Consider the following 17,442-nt stretch of genomic DNA (forward strand, 5'->3'; position numbering starts at 1 on the left):
GGTCTTCAGGTCAACAGTCTGACCCGGACTGCGTGTCACGGATCAGTAGAGGCCGCCGGCACCGGAGGTGACGGCACGATTGGCCTGTGGCGAGGACTGGATGATTTCTTCGCTCGACTGATAGCTGTCGAGGTTGCCGATGACGAAGAAGTCCTGAGCAGGGCCCGTGCCCGGCTTGAAGGCTTCCATGATCACGTCGCCGCCCTGCCCGTTCGATGCCATGCCGGTGCGGCGGTCGATGGCAATGAGGTTCAGGCCTTCGGGGATACGAAAGTCAGCCGGTGGCACGCCTTCGAGCACGTCGTTCATGAAAGCGTTGAAGATGGGAGCAGCAAGCCCACCCCCTGTCGACCCACGGCCCATCGGACGCGGATTGTCGAAGCCCATGTAGACGCCGGTCACAAGGTCGGGCGTGTAGCCTACGAACCACGCATCGCGCTCTTCGTTGGTTGTGCCTGTCTTGCCGGCGGTCGGACGGCCGAGATTGACGGCGCTCGCCGCTGTTCCGCGGGTCACGACGCCTTCCAGCATCGAGGTCATCTGATAGGCCGTCATCGGGTCGAGCACCTGCTGGCGGTTATCGGCGATCACCGGCTCCTCCTGGCCCTGCCATTCGTTGGCGGCGCAGGTTTCACAAACGCGCTCCTCGTGACGGAACACGGTCCGACCGTAGCGATCCTGCACGCGGTCGATCAGCGAAGGCTCGATGGCCTTGCCGCCATTCGCGATGACCGAATAGGCGCTGACGAGCCTCAGAACCGTGGTTTCGCCGGCGCCAAGCGACATCGGCAGATAGGGCATGAGGTTGTCATAGATGCCGAAGCGCTCCGAGTACTCGGCAACAAGGTCCATGCCCATATCCTGGGCAAGACGCACGGTCATCAGATTGCGAGAGCGCTCGATCCCGAGGCGGAGTGTCGAAGGTCCGGCCGCATCGCCACCGTAGTTCTTTGGACGCCAGATCTCATTGCCGGAGACGACTTCGATCGGCGCATCCATCACCACCGACGCTGGCGTATAGCCGTTGTCGAGCGCTGCAGCGTACACGAACGGCTTGAAGGCCGAGCCGGGCTGCCGCATCGCCTGCGTGGCGCGGTTGAACTCCGACTGGGCGTAGGAAAAGCCACCGGCGAGCGCCAGCACGCGGCCGGTATGCGGGTCCATCGCGACGAGCGCGCCCTGCACTTCCGGCGGCTGACGCAGACGCCAGCCAGCATTCTCGCCACCCATTTCCTCGACGAACACCACGTCGCCGGGATTGAGGACGCCGGCGGGGCTGCGCGCCGTGGACGACTGTCCGTCGATGTTCATGCGGTAGGCCCACTCCATGCCGGCAGCCGGCAGCGTGATCGTCTCGCGATCCTCACCGACTTCGCCGGAGCCCGTAGGGCGCGGCTTGAGACCGATCGTGGCACCCGCGTCATTCGCTTCGAGCACGACGCCGAGCTTCCATTCCGGAACATCGCTCAGCTCGTTGATTTCCGCCATGGCGACGCCCCAGTCGGCCGAGATATCGACCGTATCGACCGGGCCGCGGAAGCCGCGGCTTTCGTCATAGGCAATCAGACCGTCGTGCAGCGCCTGACGCGCTGCAATCTGCATCTGCGGGTTGAGCGTCGTGCGGACCGAAAGGCCACCTTCGTAGAGGGCATCCTGGCCGTAGCGTGAAATGATCTGGCGACGGACTTCCTCGGCGAAGTAGTCGGACGCAAAGAGCGTGGAATTGCCGGTAGACGGCTCGACACCCAGCGGAGATGCCTTCGCCTCGCGTGCTTCCTCCACGCTGATATAGCCGTTCTCGAGCATCCGATCGACGACCCAATCGCGGCGCTCGATGGCGCGCTCGGTCTGCCGGAAGGGATGATAGTTGGAAGGCGCTTTCGGCAGCGCTGCGAGATAGGCGGCTTCTGCGATCGTCAGCTCATTCACGGATTTGTCGAAATAGGACAGCGCCGCACCGGCGATGCCGTAGGCGCCGTAGCCGAAGAAGATCTCGTTCAAATAGAGTTCGAGGATCCGGTCCTTCGAATAGGCCTGCTCGATGCGGAACGAGAGAATCGCTTCCTTCACCTTGCGGTCGATCGTCTGATCGGCGCTCAGGAGGAAGTTCTTGGCCACCTGCTGCGTGATGGTGGAAGCGCCCACCGGCCGACGGCCGGAACCGAGGTTCTGCACGTTGACCACGATGGCGCGGGCAAGACCGATGGGGTCGATGCCCGGGTGCGAATAGAAATTCTTGTCTTCCGCGGACAGAAACGCGGCCTTTACCCGATCCGGAATGGCCTGAATCGGCAGGAAGAGCCGACGCTCGCGGGCATATTCGGCCATGAGCTCGCCCGACGCGGCATGAAACCGCGTCGTCACAGGCGGCTCGTAGTTCGCCAGCACTTCGTAGTCCGGAAGGTCCTCGGTCACGTTGACGACGTACCAGGCGACGGCGGCTGCGGCGATAAGGGCGAAAATGGTGCCGATTCCGAAGAAATAGCCAATCAGTCTGATCATATCGCGTCTGCCGAGCCTGTTCGTTTCTCATTCGACTGCTGCCATTTGAACGGCGCATGTCGTTGTCCCGACCTACCCCGCGGAATGTGCGCAAAATAGGGCTCATGGCCCCTCAGACGTCGCTATCGAACCGAATGGATGGAACGTGTTTCCAGTTGGCCACAGCATATCGCGGCCAAGCTTCATTCACAAATCTTTTGCAGCCGCGAACACCTGCGCTCGGAAGGATTTGATCGCATCCGCCAGGAGGCCCGCCGTTTTGGCGCGCCACTCCTCGTCGATCAGCAGTTTCTCGTCCTCTGCATTGGACAGATAGCCGAGTTCGACCAGCAGCGACGGCACATCAGGAGCTCTCAGAACGGAGAATCCCGCGAATCGATGGGGATTGTTGATCAACCGGATTTCCCCGCGCATCCTGTCGAGGACCGATCGGGCAAGACCGACCGAGAAGACCTGGGTTTCGCGCCGGGTCAGATCGAGCAGGATGTCCACCACGTCTTCATCTTCGCTGCCGGTCGCGACACCGGCAAGTTCGTCCACGCGGTTTTCGCGACGGGCGAGATCGGCCGCCATGGCGTCGGAGGCGCGATCAGACAGGGTGTAGACTGTCGCGCCGCGGATTTCGGGCAGTCTGATCGAATCGGCGTGGATCGACATCATGAGGTCCGCACTGTGCTGGCGCGCGATGCGCACACGTTCGCCAAGCGCGATGAAACGGTCGTCGTCACGGGTCAGCACCACCCGAATGTCATCGCTCGTCTCCAGAGCGGCCGCGACCGCCTTGGCGAATGCAAGCGTGACGTCCTTTTCGTCCGTACCGGCTCGGCCCTTCGCACCGGCATCGATGCCCCCATGTCCGGGATCGAGAACGATGGTGAACGGGCGCGCCTCGCCTGCGCCCTCGCCGACCGTCACACCCTGCGTGCCTGACTGCGCTCCGGATGGGCCGCCTGCCTGGCGCCATTGCTGGCCGCGCACATTCGACGCGAATGCCTCATCGCTGGTGGCGACGGCGTCGAACACGAAACGATGGCCGCGGCCGTCCTCGCGCGGTTCGACCATCGCGTTCTCCAGCTCGACGGGGCCGATGGCCGTGAACACCATCCGCGATCGGCCAGGGCCCATGGCGCCATAGCGAATCATTTCGAAGAGGCCGCGCGGCGGCAGGGCATCCTCGTCGAACGCGAAGACCGTCTCGGGCAGATCGATGATCACCCGCTTGGGATCGTTCAGGTAATGCACCTCGAACTGAGGTTCGGTCTCGAAATCCACGACGACGCGGGTGCGCAACTCGTCGCCGGCGATACGCGCGCCGAAAGCCAGATGACGGCTCCCTGCGGCGCGCTCTTGAGCAGCGGCTGGCAGCGAAAGGATGGTCAGACACGCCAAAATCGCGGCCACCGCACGCAAGAAAGACCGGGTCATTCGGGTCCTGTCCATCTCGGTCTGCCTCCTCAGGTCATGGCGTAGACGATGCCGTGTCGCGGATGTCAGTGGCTTCAATGGGGCTAGCAGGATGCGAGCCTGGACCACAAGTCCGGAACGTCTGCCCAGATGCGCTGCGACACTGCGCCGACATGGTTAATGAAGGGTTGACGGCCCGTTTCTGCCGCTCTGCTCCCACCGCCGAACCTTTGCCGTTCGGCGTAGCCGACGCTTCAACCCGTCCTGCCGCCCATTTTTATTTCCTTGCCTAATCAACTTTGAATTCATAAAAGCAAAGAGAGGAATTGGGACGATGACGGGATAGTGACCGGCGTGACAGCGGCTGACACTGTGGCGAAAACGCAGTAGCGCCGACCCGGGTACATCCGACGTCCTTCCGCCCCGATTTCCCTCACCATGAATCGCGTTCGCCCGGCTGCGCCGGGTCTCGTTAATGGCCATCGGCCACCCCATCGCCCGTGCATCGGGCATTTTCATCGGCCTCGACGAGGCCTTTCAGGAAACAATTATTCTCGTGGTTTCTTTATGACATTCGGGTTCGGAACGGTGGAGCGGACAGGCAGGCGGTCATCGACCGGCGCTTTGGCCGACACCCAATCTTCCGCCCCGCGTCATCGATCGAGAATATCGACATCCGGCACCCTGCAATCTGTCGCCCCGCCTCTTCGTCGGACCTTGTGTCCTGACGGTGCGGCGGGCGCGCGGCTGCGCGGCTGCCGAGGAGCAGAAGTTCAATGGCAGACAAAATGCTTATCGACGCGTCTCACAAGGAAGAGACGCGTGTCGTTGTCGTTCGCGGCAGCCGCATAGAAGAATTCGATTTTGAATCGCAGCATAAGAAGCAGCTGCGGGGCAATATCTACCTTGCGAAGGTCACCCGCGTAGAGCCGTCACTCCAGGCCGCCTTCGTCGACTACGGCGGCAACCGCCACGGCTTCCTCGCCTTCTCCGAAATTCATCCCGACTACTACCAGATCCCGCTCGCCGACCGTCAGGCCCTGCTCGCTGCCGAGGCCGAAGCGGAAGCCGAGCGTGCTCGGCACGAGAACGAAGCCGACGAGGCGGCCGACCGCGCAGCAGCGTCGGCGCCGGCCGACGACGCGAGCGAAGACATCGGCGACAGCGATGGCGACGACGATGCTGCACCGGCGCGCAAGTCGAAGCGTGGACGCCGCCGCGGTCGCAAGGCGGATGCCGAAACAGACGCCGTGGAAGACGCGGTCGAGGATCTGGATGGCGGCTCGTCTGCCATTGCCGGTGATGACGACAGCGATGACGATGAGAGCGACGGTCGCTCGATGGCTGCGATCGTTGAAACGGAGTCCGTTTCCGAGCCTGTCGACACTGGCGACGACGGCGAGCGCGACCCGGGCGAAGTGGATTTCGAAGCCGCAAAGTTCGTCGAAGGCAAGGCTGCCGACAGCAACCTCGATCTCCGCAACGCCGTCACCGAGAGTGACGACGACGAGGATGAAGAGGACGACCAGGCAGGCAGCGACGACGAGAGCGAAGGCGACGGCGACGGCGAGCGGGACGGCAAACGCCGCCGCGGACGCCGCAACCAGGCCCGACGCGGCGGCGACGATCACGAAGAAGAAGCCGGCGGCCGCGTCGAATCGGTCGGCGCGGAAGATGCGCTCGAAGAACTGCCGGATCGTTCGGTGCGCAAGCCGCGCAAGCAGTACCGCATCCAGGAAGTCATCAAGCGCCGCCAGATCCTTCTCGTTCAGGTGGTCAAGGAAGAGCGCGGCAACAAGGGCGCCGCTCTTACGACCTATCTGTCGCTCGCCGGCCGCTATTCGGTCCTGATGCCGAACACGGCGCGCGGTGGCGGGATCTCGCGCAAGATCACCAATGCGCAGGACCGCAAGCGCCTGAAGGAAGTGGCCCGCGGCCTCGAAGTGCCTCAGGGCATGGGCGTCATCCTGCGTACGGCCGGTGCCAACCGCACCAAGGCCGAAGTGAAGCGCGACTTCGAATATCTGATGCGGCTTTGGGAGAACGTGCGCAATCTGACGCTCGCTTCCACGGCGCCATGCCTCGTCTACGAAGAAGGCAGCCTGATCAAGCGCTCGATCCGCGATCTCTACAACAAGGACATCAGCGAGATCGTGGTGTCGGGCGAGGACGGCTATCGTGAAGCGAAAGACTTCATGAAGATGCTGATGCCGAGCCACGCAAAGGTGGTTCAGCCCTACCGCGAAGTGCACCCGATTTTCTCGCGCTCCGGCATCGAAGCGCAGCTCGATCGCATGCTGCAGCCGCAGGTGACGCTGAAGTCTGGCGGCTACATCATCATCAACCAGACCGAAGCGCTGGTTGCGATCGACGTGAACTCGGGCCGCTCCACACGCGAGCATTCCATCGAGGACACTGCACTCCAGACGAACCTGGAAGCAGCCGATGAAGTGGCCCGCCAACTCCGACTGCGCGACCTCGCCGGCCTGATCGTCGTCGACTTCATCGACATGGAAGAGAAGCGCAACAACCGGTCGGTGGAAAAGCGCCTCAAGGATGCGCTCAAGAACGACCGCGCACGCATCCAGGTCGGCCGCATTTCGCATTTCGGCCTTCTGGAAATGTCGCGCCAGCGCATCCGCGCCTCGGTTCTGGAGTCGACCACGCAGGTCTGCGATCATTGCGGCGGCACGGGCCATGTTCGCTCGCAGTCGTCGGTCGCGCTCCATGTGATCCGCTCCATCGAGGAGTTCCTGCTGAAGAGCACGACGCACGACCTGATCGTGCGCACGATGCCGGCGACGGCGATCTACGTGCTCAACCAGAAGCGCCAGAGCATTGTGGAGATGGAACGCCGCTTCGGCGTTTCGATCACCATCGATGCGGATGCTTCCATCGGCTCGGCACATCTCGCCATCGATCGCGGTGCCCCCGTCGAGAACCCGGTGCGCATCGAAACGATCATGCCTCTGACCAATTACGATGATGACGACGATGGCGTCGCCGGTCCTGTCTGGGACGAGGAAGAGGAAGACGCAGACGTTGCCGAAGCGCCTGTCGAGGCACGCGCGGAGACGCGCAGCGAGACACGCGTGGAGAACGGCGAGAACGGAGACAGGAAGAAGCGTCGTCGCAGGCGCCGTCGTGGAGGCCGTGACCGCGACGACGAAAACGGTGCCGTCGCAGCCGAAGCCGGTTCGACCGAAACAGACGAAGACGACGACGATGATGCAGCGGATAGCGCAGAGTCGGGTTCCGAGGTCCAGGCGACGGACGATGACGGACGGCCGCGTAAGCGCCGCCGCCGCGGCAAGCGTGGCGGTCGTCGCAATCGTCAGGGTGAGGATGGCCAGGAGCTGAACGCTTCCGAGGGCGATGCGTCTGGCGAAGAGACGCACGCCGAGCACGAAGTCGGCGACAGCGAGTCGGCGCAGGCTGATCAGGACGCAGCAGACGCCGTCGAGGGTGCAATGGTGGAAACGGTGGAGCTTACCGCTGCGCCGGCTGACGCGGAGCCTGCACCTGTCGTATCCGAAGAGCCCGTAGCGGCGCCGGCTGAAGACGAGACAGCGGCGTCAGAAGAAAAGCCGAAGCGGCGCCGGGCCACGCGCAAAAGGGCCGATGCCGTCGAGGCTGACGCTGACGCGGCGCCGGCCAAGCCTGCGCGCAAGCCGCGAGCGAAGAAAGCTGCCAAGGCCGAGCCGGCCGAGGATGTGAGCGCGGTCGCTGCTGAGCCGGAAACGCAGGAAGCTGCACCGGCCGTCGCCGAGGAGGTTGCTGCGGAGGCCGTCCAGGAGAGCGCGCCCGTCGTCGCCGAACCGGAAGCGGAAGCACCCGTGGAGCCAGCGAAGCCTGCCGAGCCGCAACTTGTGTCCAATGGACAGAAGGCCGAGCCGGAAGGTGAAGCGAAGCCCAAAAAGGGCGGCTGGTGGCAGCGCCGCGGCTTCTTCTGACCGCGCGGGCACCAAGCCCTTCTGAACAAAAAAAGACCCGCCTCATCATCGAGGCGGGTCTTTTTGTCTCTGCTCAGACCCAGGCCGCGATGCGGTCCAGTGCCTCGACAATGTCTTCCGTCGCGCCCGCATAGGACAGTCGAACGGTGCGGTGACCGTTGACCGGATCGAAATCGATCCCCGGTGTAATCGCCACGTCGATCTCGCGCAGCATCTTCCAGGCGAAATCCATCGTGTCGTTGGTCATGCGCGAGACGTCGGCATACGCGTAGAAGGCGCCATCCATGGGCGATGCGATCTGAAAGCCGAGGCCCGGGAGACGATCCGCCAAAATCTGACGGTTCGTGCGATAATGATCGCGCACCCCGTCAAGCTCCGCCTTCCCACGAAATGCAGCCGTGGCGGCGATCTGCGACAGTTCGGGTGCCGAGATGTAGAGGCTCTGCGTGACCCGCTCGACCGCGCGCACCAGATGCTGCGGCAGAACCATCCAGCCGATGCGCCAACCCGTCATACAGTAGTACTTCGAGAAGGAGTTGATCACGATCGCCTCGTCGCTGAGCGCAATCGCGGTGGTCTCTTCTCCCGCGAATGTGAGCCCGTGATAGATCTCGTCGGAGATGAAGGCCGTTCCGGTTCGGGCGCAGTGGTCGGCCAATGCAGACAAAGCGGCGCGCCCCGTCACGGTGCCGGTCGGATTGGCCGGACTTGCGAGCAAGACGCCCTTGATCCGGCCGTATTCCGCTTCCGCGGCCTTCAAGGCGTCGGGTGTCAGTGTGTGGCCCATCTCCTCACCGACGGCAATCTCCACCGGCTGCAGGCCAAGAGCTGCAAGAATGTTGCGGTATGCGGGATATCCGGGGCGCGTGATAGCGACCCGGTCGCCGGCATCGAAGAGCGTGAGAAACGCAACATTGAACGCCGCAGACGAGCCGGTCATCACAGCGATTCGCTCCGGCGCGACGGTCGTTCCGTAATATTCCGCATAGTGTTGGGCAATCGCCTGGCGCAGTGATTGCGTTCCAAGAGCGTCGGTATAGCCGAGCCGGCCGGTCTCGAGTGCCTGTCGTGCCGCTTCGAGCGCGACGGCCGGTGCCGGATGGGATGGTTGGCCGACGGCAAGCGACACGACACTGCGGCCGGCAGCGCGGCGGCGGTTGGCTTCGGCCAGCACATCCATTGCGTGAAATGGTTCTACGGCGCTGCGCGTGGAAACTTCGAACACGATTACCTCATCATCGGGGGTCTGGCGTTACGGCCTCACAAATGCCGGATTGGTGCGGCGATCACAATGGCGCGATGGCCGGCAAGCGCCAAATGCCGCGGGTTCAATTTTGCTCAGGAACCCGCTAGGCTTTGGCGTTCGGTGGGATAGGAGACGTCATGCACAAGCTCGTGCGCAAGGCACTGACCTTCGCGGCTACGGCCGCCATCGCCTGTTCTTCCATTCTGACAAGTGTGCCAACGGCGAGCGCGCAATCGATTGCCATCGTTCGCGACGCCGAGATCGAAGCATTGCTGAAGGATTATGCCCGCCCGATCTTCGGTGCGGCGGGACTTACGCAGCGCAACATCGAGATCGTTCTGGTCAACAACCGCTCCTTCAACGCTTTCGTCGATGGACGCCGCATCTTCATCAACACGGGCGCGCTGTTGCTGGCCGAATCGCCGGGCGAAATTATCGGCGTTCTTGCTCACGAGGCCGGCCATATCGCAGGCGGTCACCAGGCACGGCTTCGCGAGCAGATTGCACGCTCCCAGATTTTCGGCGTGGTCGGCAGTCTGCTCGGCGTCGGCGCTGTCGCTGCCGGATCACTCTCGGGCAATGACGGCACGGCCTCTGCCGGCATGGGCGTTGCGGCAGCATCGGGCGGCATCGCGCAGCGCAGCCTGCTCAGCTATCGCCGCACCGAGGAGATCAACGCCGACCAGTCGGCGATCACCTATCTCAATGCGACTGGCCAGTCGGCGGCCGGCATGCTCGCGACCTTCAACCGCTTCTCGCAGGGCCTGGCGCTCGCAGGCGTGCAGGTCGATCCTTACCAGCAGAGCCACCCTCTTCCGCGCGAGCGCATCGCGCTTCTCGAAGACCTCGCCCGTTCCAGCCCCTATTTCAACAGCCCGGTCGATGCCTCGCTGCAGCGGCGCCACGACCTCATGCGTGGAAAGATCGCTGCCAATGTCGGCGGCCATCCGGCTCTCCAGCGCGCCTTCAACGGAAATACGGCCAATGTCGGCTATCGCTACGGCGACGCGATCGCGACGCGGTTGTCGGGCAATGTCGGCTTGGCGTTGCAGAAGATCGACGCTCTTCTCGCGGAGCAGCCGAACAATCCGTATTTCCATGAGGCCAAGGGCGAGATCCTGCTCAGCGGCAACCAGGCTGAAGCAGCCGCCAGTTCATTCCAGCGCGCGGCTCAGCTCGACCCGAACAATTCCGGCCTGATCCGTGCGCAGCGCGGTTTCGCACTGATGCGGACCGGCCAGCCGGCTCTCATCGAGCAGGCGATCAGCGATCTGCGTGAGGCGATCGGCGCCGACCCCACCAATCTCAGCGCTTATCGCCAGCTCTCGCAGGCCTATGGCCAGCGCGGCGATGTTGCCAATGCCGAACTGACCATGGCAGAGGGCTATTTCCGCGCCGGCAACGTGCAGGAAGCGCGCATTTTCGCAGCCCGGGCGCAGCAGAAGCTGCAGCCGGGCACTCCGGCATGGACACGTGCCAATGACATCGTCACCGTCGGCCAATAAGCTCGGCGAAACCGTGACACTGCCGAGAAAGAACAGGATCCAGATGAACAGCCTGCTCCACACCCTGCGTCGCCATAGCGGCGCGCTTTTGCTCGGTGCCGCTCTCACCGTCGCAAGCCCCGCCCTGGCGCTTGACGAGGCGGAGAAGGAAGAGATGGGCGCGTTCATTCGCGAATATCTGATCGCCAACCCGGAGATCATGATCGAAGTGCAGCAGGCGCTGGAAACGCGTCAGCAGGCCAGCCTACAGGAGCGCGCCGGCGCGGCGATCGCAGCTTCGGCGTCAGCGCTGTTCGAAGCGCCGGGCGATGTCGCACTCGGCAATCCCGACGGCGACGTCACCATCGTCGAGTTCTTCGATTACAATTGCGGGTACTGCAAGCGCGCACATGCGGACATGAAGGCGATCATCGCGAGCGACGACAATGTGCGCGTGATCTTGAAGGAATTCCCGATCCTCGGGCCGGATTCCATCGGCGCGCATCGCATCAGCATGGCGTTTCGCGCGGTGTCGCCCGAGCAATATGGTGAGTTCCAGGATGCGCTGATGACTGGCGAGCGCGCCGACGAGGCATCGGCCATTGCCGTTGCGGCCGAGTTGGGGGTCGAGGAAGCTGCGCTTCGCGAGAAGCTTGCCGATCCACAGATCGATGCCCAGATCCGGCAATCCTATGAGCTTGCCGATGCGCTCGGTATCTCGGGAACGCCCTCCTATGTCATCGGCGACGAGGCGGTTTACGGTGCGATGGGAGCCGAGTTCCTGATCCAGAAGATCGAGAACGTGCGCAGCTGCGACAGCGCGACCTGCTGAAGCGCACCACGAGCGCCGATTGACTATCCGAAACCGTGCAAATGGTGGCTTTGTCTGTGTCAAAAGCCTTCCGTTGCGTCACTTGGACCGTTATACCACCCGCACAAATTTGATTGCGCGCCGATGGACGACCCCACCGACGATGACAGAAGTCTCGCCGGATGCGTGACACACATCGGCCTGCCCATCGTGAGTGAAGCTGAACGTGCCAGGTACCCTGTTCGTCCTCAACGGCCCCAATCTCAATGCGCTCGGTAAGCGCGAGCCTGGCATTTATGGCGCCGTAACGCTGGCCGATATCGAGACGAACTGCCGGCAGCAGGCCGACGAGCTTGGCTGTGTGCTGGAATTCCGACAGACGAACCATGAAGGCGTGCTGGTCGACTGGCTGCATGAGGCCGGTGAAACAGCCGAAGGCGTCGTCATCAATCCCGGCGCGTACGGCCACACCTCGATCGCGCTCCACGACGCGATCCGTGCGATCGGCATTCCCGTCGTCGAACTGCATCTTTCCAACATCCACGCCCGCGAGGCCTTCCGCCACCGCACGATGATTGCGCCAGTCGTCAAAGGCGTCATCTGTGGCTTCGGGCCCGCAGGTTACCCTCTCGCGCTTCAGGCGCTTGTGGGCATCGTGAACCAGCAAAAGAACTGACAAGATCATGAAGAAGGGCGATAAGCCGATGGCAGACAAGAAGCCGGGCATCGATCAGGGGCTCATCCGCGATCTCGCGAACATCCTGACCGAAACAAATCTGACCGAAATCGAGGTCGAGCAGGACGATCTTCGGATCCGCGTTTCGCGCAGTCCCGCTCCCCAATACGTCCAGGCACCGGCCTCGCAGGCTGCTGCGCCAGCGCCTGTGGCTGCTGCCGCCGCCGCCGAGCCGGCTGCGCCTGCCAAGCCCGAGCACAACCCGAAGGACATCCTGTCCTCGCCGATGGTCGGCACTGCCTATCTGGCACCCTCGCCCGGCGCGCGGCCTTTTGCCGAAGTCGGCCAAGCCGTCAAGGAAGGCCAGACGATCCTGATCATCGAGGCGATGAAGACGATGAACCAGATCCCGGCGCCTAAGTCCGGCACCGTGACGGCGATTCTGATCGAAGATGGCCAGCCCGTCGAGTTCGGCGAGCCGCTCGTGACGATCCAGTAGGCCGCCCGCGATGTTTTCAAAGGTCCTCATAGCCAATCGCGGCGAAATCGCCCTTCGCGTGCTGCGCGCCTGCAAGGAACTCGGCATTCAAACGGTTGCCGTGCATTCGACGGCCGACCAGAACGCGATGCATGTGCGTCTTGCCGACGAAAGCGTCTGCATCGGCCCGCCGCCATCGCGCGACAGCTACCTGAACATCCATCAGATCGTCGCCGCCTGCGAAATCACCGGTGCGGATGCCGTCCATCCAGGCTACGGCTTCCTGTCCGAGAACGCGAAATTTGCGGAGATCCTGGAGGCGCACGGCCTCACCTTCATCGGCCCGACCTCCGAACACATCCGGATCATGGGTGACAAGATCACCGCGAAGAAGACGGCCGAAGCGCTCGGCATTCCGGTCGTGCCTGGCTCTGAAGGCGAAGTGCAGGATGATGCCGAAGCCGCCCGCATCGCCGAAGAGATCGGCTACCCGGTCCTGATCAAGGCGACGGCAGGTGGCGGCGGCCGCGGCATGAAGGTCGCGCGAACGCCCGCTGACCTTTCCGAGGCGCTCTCGACCGCGCGCTCGGAGGCCGGCTCTGCGTTTGGCAACGATTCCGTCTATCTGGAAAAGTACCTCGGCAAGCCGCGGCACATCGAGATCCAGGTTCTGGGCGATGGCCAGGGCAACGCGATCCATCTCGGCGAACGTGACTGCTCGTTGCAGCGTCGTCACCAGAAGGTTTGGGAAGAGGCCAATTCGCCGGCTCTCAATGAAGAACAGCGTGCCCGCATCGGCCAGATCTGCGCCGAGGCGATGTCGAAGCTAAAATATCGCGGCGCCGGCACGATCGAGTTTCTCTACGAGAATGGCGAGTTCTATTTCATCGAGATGAACACGCGCCTACAGGTGGAGCATCCGGTCACGGAAGCCATCACCGGCATCGATCTGGTGCATGAACAGATCCGCGTCGCCTCGGGCGGTGGGCTCTCGGTTCGCCAGGAAGACGTGCGCTTCCATGGCCACGCCATCGAGTGCCGCATCAACGCTGAAGATCCGCGAACTTTCGTGCCGTCGCCGGGTACGGTGACCCATTATCACACGCCCGGCGGCCTCGGCGTGCGCGTCGATTCAGCTGTCTACCAGGGTTACGCGATCCCGCCGTATTATGACAGCCTGATCGGGAAGCTGATCGTGCATGGGCGAACGCGCGTTGAGTGCATGATGCGTCTGCGCCGCGCGCTCGACGAGTTCGTGGTCGATGGCATCAAGACGACGATCCCCCTCTTCCGGGAACTGCTCAACAATCCCGACATCGCGAATGGGGACTATGATATCCATTGGCTGGAAAAGTTTCTGAAAGAGCCTGAGTGAACTGAGGCTCTTCTCAGGTCCTGAGCAAACAGCGCCGTGCGGCTTTTTGAGACGCACGGCATTCTCTGGAGAGCAAGACGGCGATGGCGCGCGGACGGGACAGTCGGCTGGAACTGACGCCGGAGCTGCTTCTGAAGGCCTATAGCTGCGGCCTGTTTCCCATGGCCGAATCCGCAGATGACCCGACAATCTTCTGGGTCGAGCCGGAAGTGCGCGGCATCATACCGCTCGACGACTTCCATCTGCCCCGGCGCCTGGCCCGCACCCTGCGCGCGGCCCCCTTCGACATCCGCGTGAACACCGCGTTCCCAGCAGTCATCGCCGGGTGCGCCGAGCCTGCGCCCGGCCGAAAATCCACCTGGATCAACGCAACGATCCGCGCGCTGTACAACGATCTCCATAGGCTCGGCCATGCGCATTCCGTCGAGGCCTGGCGGGGCGATGAGCTCGTGGGTGGGCTCTATGGTGTATCGCTCGGCGCCGCGTTCTTCGGCGAGAGCATGTTCTCGACCGCGACCGATGCGTCGAAAATCTGCCTGGTGCATCTTGTCGACCGACTCAAGCGGCGCGGGTTTCAGCTGCTCGACACGCAGTTCACAACCGACCATCTGAAGCGCTTCGGCGCTGTCGACGTACCTCGTTCGACCTATGACGGGCTTCTTGCCGACGCGCTCTCCTACCCAAATATATCCTTCTGAAACTATTGCGTTATCAGCATTTGATGAACAACGCTTTCATGGGCGGTTCAGCTTGGTGCTTTCATTGTGTTCCGACCGATCCTTGCTGGAACCAGGGACCTGTTCACACGTTTTTGACCGCAGGGACGGACAACAAAAAGGAACACGATATGTCAGTCATTCGAAAGAGGCTGCTGGCGACAGCGGCTCTTCCCCTATTGGCGGCCAGCATTGCCGCTGGCGGCGCCATTGCCGCGCCGAAGCAGGCTGCCAACGCGGCTGGCACCTCGATGCTGCTCGCTCAGGCAGAATGCCCTCCCGGTACCGTGCCCATGGATGGCACTTGTGTCGGCGGCGAGGCTCCTGCCCCGCAAGCTGAACCACCGGTAGAGGAAGCGCCGCAAGAGCAGCCGCCGGTTCCGGAAGCACCACCGGAAATTCCGGCCGAGCCTGCTCCCGAGCCCGCGCCAGCCCCGGAACCCGCTCCAGAGCCGGCTCCTCAGCCTGAGCCCGCCCCGGAACCTGCTCCGGCGCCAGAACCCGCACCTGAGCCAGCACCCGTGCCGGAAGAAGCGCCGGTAATGGAAGAGCCAACCGTCGAAGAAACACCGGCGCCTGAGGCTGCGCCCGTCGAAGAAGCTCCGGCTGTTGAAGAAGCACCTCTAGAGGAAGCTCCTGTCGAGGAAGTGCCGGCAGAAGAAGCTCCGGTCGAGGAAGAACCGGCGGTTGAAGAAGCCCCTGTCGTAGAAGAGACTCCGGCCGAAGAAGCGCCAGCGGCTGAAGAAGCTCCTGTCGAGACGATGCAGGAAGAAGCTCCGGCCGTTGAAGTAGCACCCGCTGCCGAAGAAGCACCGGTCGAAGGCGAAGCCCCTGCTGCCGAAGATGTGCCGGTTCCGCAAGAAGCCCCGGTCGATGCAGCGCCTGAAGCTGAGGCTCCGGTCGATGCGGCGCCTGAAGCACCTGCCGCCGAAGAGCCGGCAGTCGATGGCGCGCCTGTCGAAGATCCCGCCGCAGCTCCGGCCCAGCCGCTGCCGGGCGAGGCTCCTGCCGGCACGGAAGTGCCCGTTGAGGGCGCACCGGATGCGACCGGCGGCGAACAAGGCACGGTCGAACAGCCCGCTCCGGAAATGCTGCAGGTCGAAGACGGTGCACCGATCCTCGACAGCGCCAAGGAAGAGCCGCTCCCGGCCGAAGCAACGGTCGATCCGAATGCGGATCCGAACGCTGCCGGTGCGGATGCTGCCGTTCAGGCCCAGCCTGTTCCAGCTCAGGATCCCGAGGAAGTCGAGCGTCTTCGTCAGCGCATCGAAGCTCTCGAAGCACAGCGCAGCCAGCGCCCGACATCGGACGCCGAAGCGCAGGCCATCGCACGGGAGTTTGCACCGCAGATCGAAGTTCAGTCGGTCATTGCCGAGCAAGGCCAGCGTATCGACGTGGTTCCGACCTATGAGCGGCCGAACAACATCACGATCATCAACCAAACGGAAAATCGTTACGTCTACGAGGTGAACAACCGCTACATCGTCGAGAACAACGACCGCGAGCGAATCGCCATCAATTCTCAGGATGTGTATTACGAAGAACTACCGCGTGGCCGTGTTCGTGAAGTCGTTCTCCGCGAAAACGGTTCGCAGATCATCACGATCCGCAACCGTTACGGCGACATCGTCCAGCGTTCGCGCGTCCGGCCGAACGGCCAAGAAGTCGTTCTGTTCTATGCTCCTGAGTACGACCAGGAAGAACAGTACGTCTACGTCGATCCGGGCACATACCTGCCGCCGCTGCAGCTCACCATTCCGGTCGATGAGTACATCTACGACTCGACCCGGGCGGATGACTACACCGACTACGTCACGTTCTTCGAGCAGCCGCCGATCGAACCCGTGACCGAGATCTATTCGGTCGAGGAAGTGAAGCGCTCGGCTCGCGTTCGTGACATCATGCCCCGCGTCGACCTCGACAACATCACGTTCGACTTCGGCAGCGCATCGATCAGCGAGAGCCAGGTTCCCGCTCTCGAAGAAATCGCGAATGCGATGATCGACATGCTGGAGACCAACGAGAGCGAGATCTTCTTGCTCGAAGGTCACACCGATGCTGTCGGCAGCGATCAGGCAAACCTTCTGCTTTCAGACCAGCGCGCCGAATCGATCGCTGTTGCCCTGACCAACGTCTTTGGGATCCCGCCGGAAAACCTGCAGACGCAGGGCTATGGCGAGCGCTTCCTGAAGGTGAACACGCAAGAGCCTGAACAACTGAACCGTCGCGTGACGGTCCGCCGCATCACGCCTCTGGTTCAGAGCGCCCAGGCTCAGTAAATGGGCCTCTAAAAGGCAATGACGCAAAGGGCCGCCGGATTTCCATCCGGCGGCCCTTTTTGATTCGATGTCCTGAAGGCCGATCAGCTTTCCTGTGGTGCAGGCACGTCCGATTCCATTTTGCAGGTGTCCAGCCAGACGTCGTAGACGGCATGCTCGACGGCGTTCAACGCCGGTGAATCGGCAAACATCCAACCGGTGAAAATACGTCTGATCTTGCGGTCGAGGGTGATCTCGTCGACCTCGACGAAGGTCGTCGTCTTCGGCGCTTCGGTTTCATCGCGGGTATAACAGACGCGCGGCGTCACCTGCAGCGCACCGAACTGGACCGTCTCGTTGATATAGACGTCGAAGGTAGTGATCCGCCCGGTGATCTTGTCGATGCCCGAGAACACGGCGACGCGATTCTCGATGCGCGCAGCCTGAGCTTCAGGAATCGCGAACTGCGCAAGACCTGCGACGCCGATCAAAGCGGTCGCGCCGCAAACGATAAAATGTTTCCTGATCGAAGATGTCAT

12 protein-coding genes are annotated in these 17,442 nt (G+C 62.8%); 8 read left to right on the forward strand and 4 right to left on the reverse strand.

The annotated features are described in order from the left end of the window. Nucleotides 1-42: 42 nt before the first annotated feature. Both PU133_RS12635 and PU133_RS12640 read right to left on the reverse strand, forming a co-directional pair. A complete protein-coding gene (locus PU133_RS12635; protein ID WP_404861989.1) occupies nucleotides 43-2,502 on the reverse strand; it encodes a penicillin-binding protein 1A in 2,460 nt (819 codons plus the stop codon). 186 nt (nucleotides 2,503-2,688) lie between these two features. After that, complete coding sequence (locus PU133_RS12640) at nucleotides 2,689-3,927, reverse strand: N-acetylmuramoyl-L-alanine amidase (protein WP_404861990.1); 1,239 nt, start codon at nucleotides 3,925-3,927, stop codon at nucleotides 2,689-2,691. A gap of 755 nt (nucleotides 3,928-4,682) precedes the next feature. Here PU133_RS12640 and PU133_RS12645 point away from each other — a divergent pair. Next, entirely contained in the window at nucleotides 4,683-7,859 is a 3,177-nt protein-coding gene (locus tag PU133_RS12645) for an Rne/Rng family ribonuclease (RefSeq protein WP_404861991.1), read from the forward strand. A gap of 73 nt (nucleotides 7,860-7,932) precedes the next feature. On the opposite strand, the gene PU133_RS12650 is transcribed toward PU133_RS12645, so the two are convergent. Then, complete coding sequence (locus PU133_RS12650; protein ID WP_404861992.1) at nucleotides 7,933-9,084, reverse strand: pyridoxal phosphate-dependent aminotransferase; 1,152 nt, start codon at nucleotides 9,082-9,084, stop codon at nucleotides 7,933-7,935. Between the two features lie 158 nt (nucleotides 9,085-9,242). Between PU133_RS12650 and PU133_RS12655 the strand changes: the two genes are divergently transcribed. The 7 genes from PU133_RS12655 to PU133_RS12685 all read left to right on the forward strand — a co-directional run bounded on the left by PU133_RS12655 (nucleotide 9,243) and on the right by PU133_RS12685 (nucleotide 16,924). Then, nucleotides 9,243-10,610, forward strand: a complete 1,368-nt coding sequence (locus PU133_RS12655) for a M48 family metalloprotease (RefSeq protein ID WP_404861993.1) — start codon at nucleotides 9,243-9,245, stop codon at nucleotides 10,608-10,610. 43 nt (nucleotides 10,611-10,653) lie between these two features. Further along, on the forward strand, nucleotides 10,654-11,421 hold the full coding sequence (locus tag PU133_RS12660; protein ID WP_404861994.1) for a DsbA family protein: 768 nt from the start codon (nucleotides 10,654-10,656) through the stop codon (nucleotides 11,419-11,421). Nucleotides 11,422-11,626: 205 nt separating this feature from the next. Beyond that, a complete protein-coding gene (gene aroQ / locus PU133_RS12665; protein WP_404861995.1) occupies nucleotides 11,627-12,076 on the forward strand; it encodes a type II 3-dehydroquinate dehydratase in 450 nt (149 codons plus the stop codon). Between the two features lie 28 nt (nucleotides 12,077-12,104). Beyond that, nucleotides 12,105-12,575: an acetyl-CoA carboxylase biotin carboxyl carrier protein gene (gene accB / locus PU133_RS12670; protein WP_404864529.1), complete on the forward strand. Its 471-nt coding sequence runs from the start codon at nucleotides 12,105-12,107 to the stop codon at nucleotides 12,573-12,575. Between the two features lie 10 nt (nucleotides 12,576-12,585). Then, the gene (accC, locus tag PU133_RS12675) at nucleotides 12,586-13,929 is read left to right on the forward strand and encodes an acetyl-CoA carboxylase biotin carboxylase subunit (protein WP_126010489.1); all 1,344 of its coding nucleotides are present in this window, start codon (nucleotides 12,586-12,588) and stop codon (nucleotides 13,927-13,929) included. Between the two features lie 83 nt (nucleotides 13,930-14,012). Continuing rightward, complete coding sequence (gene aat, locus PU133_RS12680) at nucleotides 14,013-14,627, forward strand: leucyl/phenylalanyl-tRNA--protein transferase (protein ID WP_126010490.1); 615 nt, start codon at nucleotides 14,013-14,015, stop codon at nucleotides 14,625-14,627. Between the two features lie 149 nt (nucleotides 14,628-14,776). Then, nucleotides 14,777-16,924: an OmpA family protein gene (locus PU133_RS12685; protein ID WP_404861996.1), complete on the forward strand. Its 2,148-nt coding sequence runs from the start codon at nucleotides 14,777-14,779 to the stop codon at nucleotides 16,922-16,924. A gap of 83 nt (nucleotides 16,925-17,007) precedes the next feature. Here PU133_RS12685 and PU133_RS12690 read toward each other — a convergent pair whose 3' ends face one another. Continuing rightward, on the reverse strand, nucleotides 17,008-17,442 hold the full coding sequence (locus PU133_RS12690) for a DUF2155 domain-containing protein (protein WP_404861997.1): 435 nt from the start codon (nucleotides 17,440-17,442) through the stop codon (nucleotides 17,008-17,010).

Origin of the sequence: Georhizobium sp. MAB10 (assembly GCF_045012825.1) — a bacterium.
GTDB classification, from domain to species: domain Bacteria; phylum Pseudomonadota; class Alphaproteobacteria; order Rhizobiales; family Rhizobiaceae; genus Georhizobium; species Georhizobium profundi.

Excerpts from the sequence above, each read along its gene's own strand:
- PU133_RS12635 (WP_404861989.1), bottom strand. The coding sequence starts at position 2,502 with ATGATCAGACTGATTGGCTATTTCTTCGGAATCGGCACCATTTTCGCC.
- PU133_RS12640 (WP_404861990.1), bottom strand. The coding sequence starts at position 3,927 with ATGACCCGGTCTTTCTTGCGTGCGGTGGCCGCGATTTTGGCGTGTCTG.
- PU133_RS12645 (WP_404861991.1), top strand. The coding sequence starts at position 4,683 with ATGGCAGACAAAATGCTTATCGACGCGTCTCACAAGGAAGAGACGCGT.
- PU133_RS12655 (WP_404861993.1), top strand. The coding sequence starts at position 9,243 with ATGCACAAGCTCGTGCGCAAGGCACTGACCTTCGCGGCTACGGCCGCC.
- PU133_RS12660 (WP_404861994.1), top strand. The coding sequence starts at position 10,654 with ATGAACAGCCTGCTCCACACCCTGCGTCGCCATAGCGGCGCGCTTTTG.
- accB (WP_404864529.1), top strand. The coding sequence starts at position 12,105 with ATGGCAGACAAGAAGCCGGGCATCGATCAGGGGCTCATCCGCGATCTC.
- accC (WP_126010489.1), top strand. The coding sequence starts at position 12,586 with ATGTTTTCAAAGGTCCTCATAGCCAATCGCGGCGAAATCGCCCTTCGC.
- aat (WP_126010490.1), top strand. The coding sequence starts at position 14,013 with ATGGCGCGCGGACGGGACAGTCGGCTGGAACTGACGCCGGAGCTGCTT.
- PU133_RS12685 (WP_404861996.1), top strand. The coding sequence starts at position 14,777 with ATGTCAGTCATTCGAAAGAGGCTGCTGGCGACAGCGGCTCTTCCCCTA.
- PU133_RS12690 (WP_404861997.1), bottom strand. The coding sequence starts at position 17,442 with ATGACATCTTCGATCAGGAAACATTTTATCGTTTGCGGCGCGACCGCT.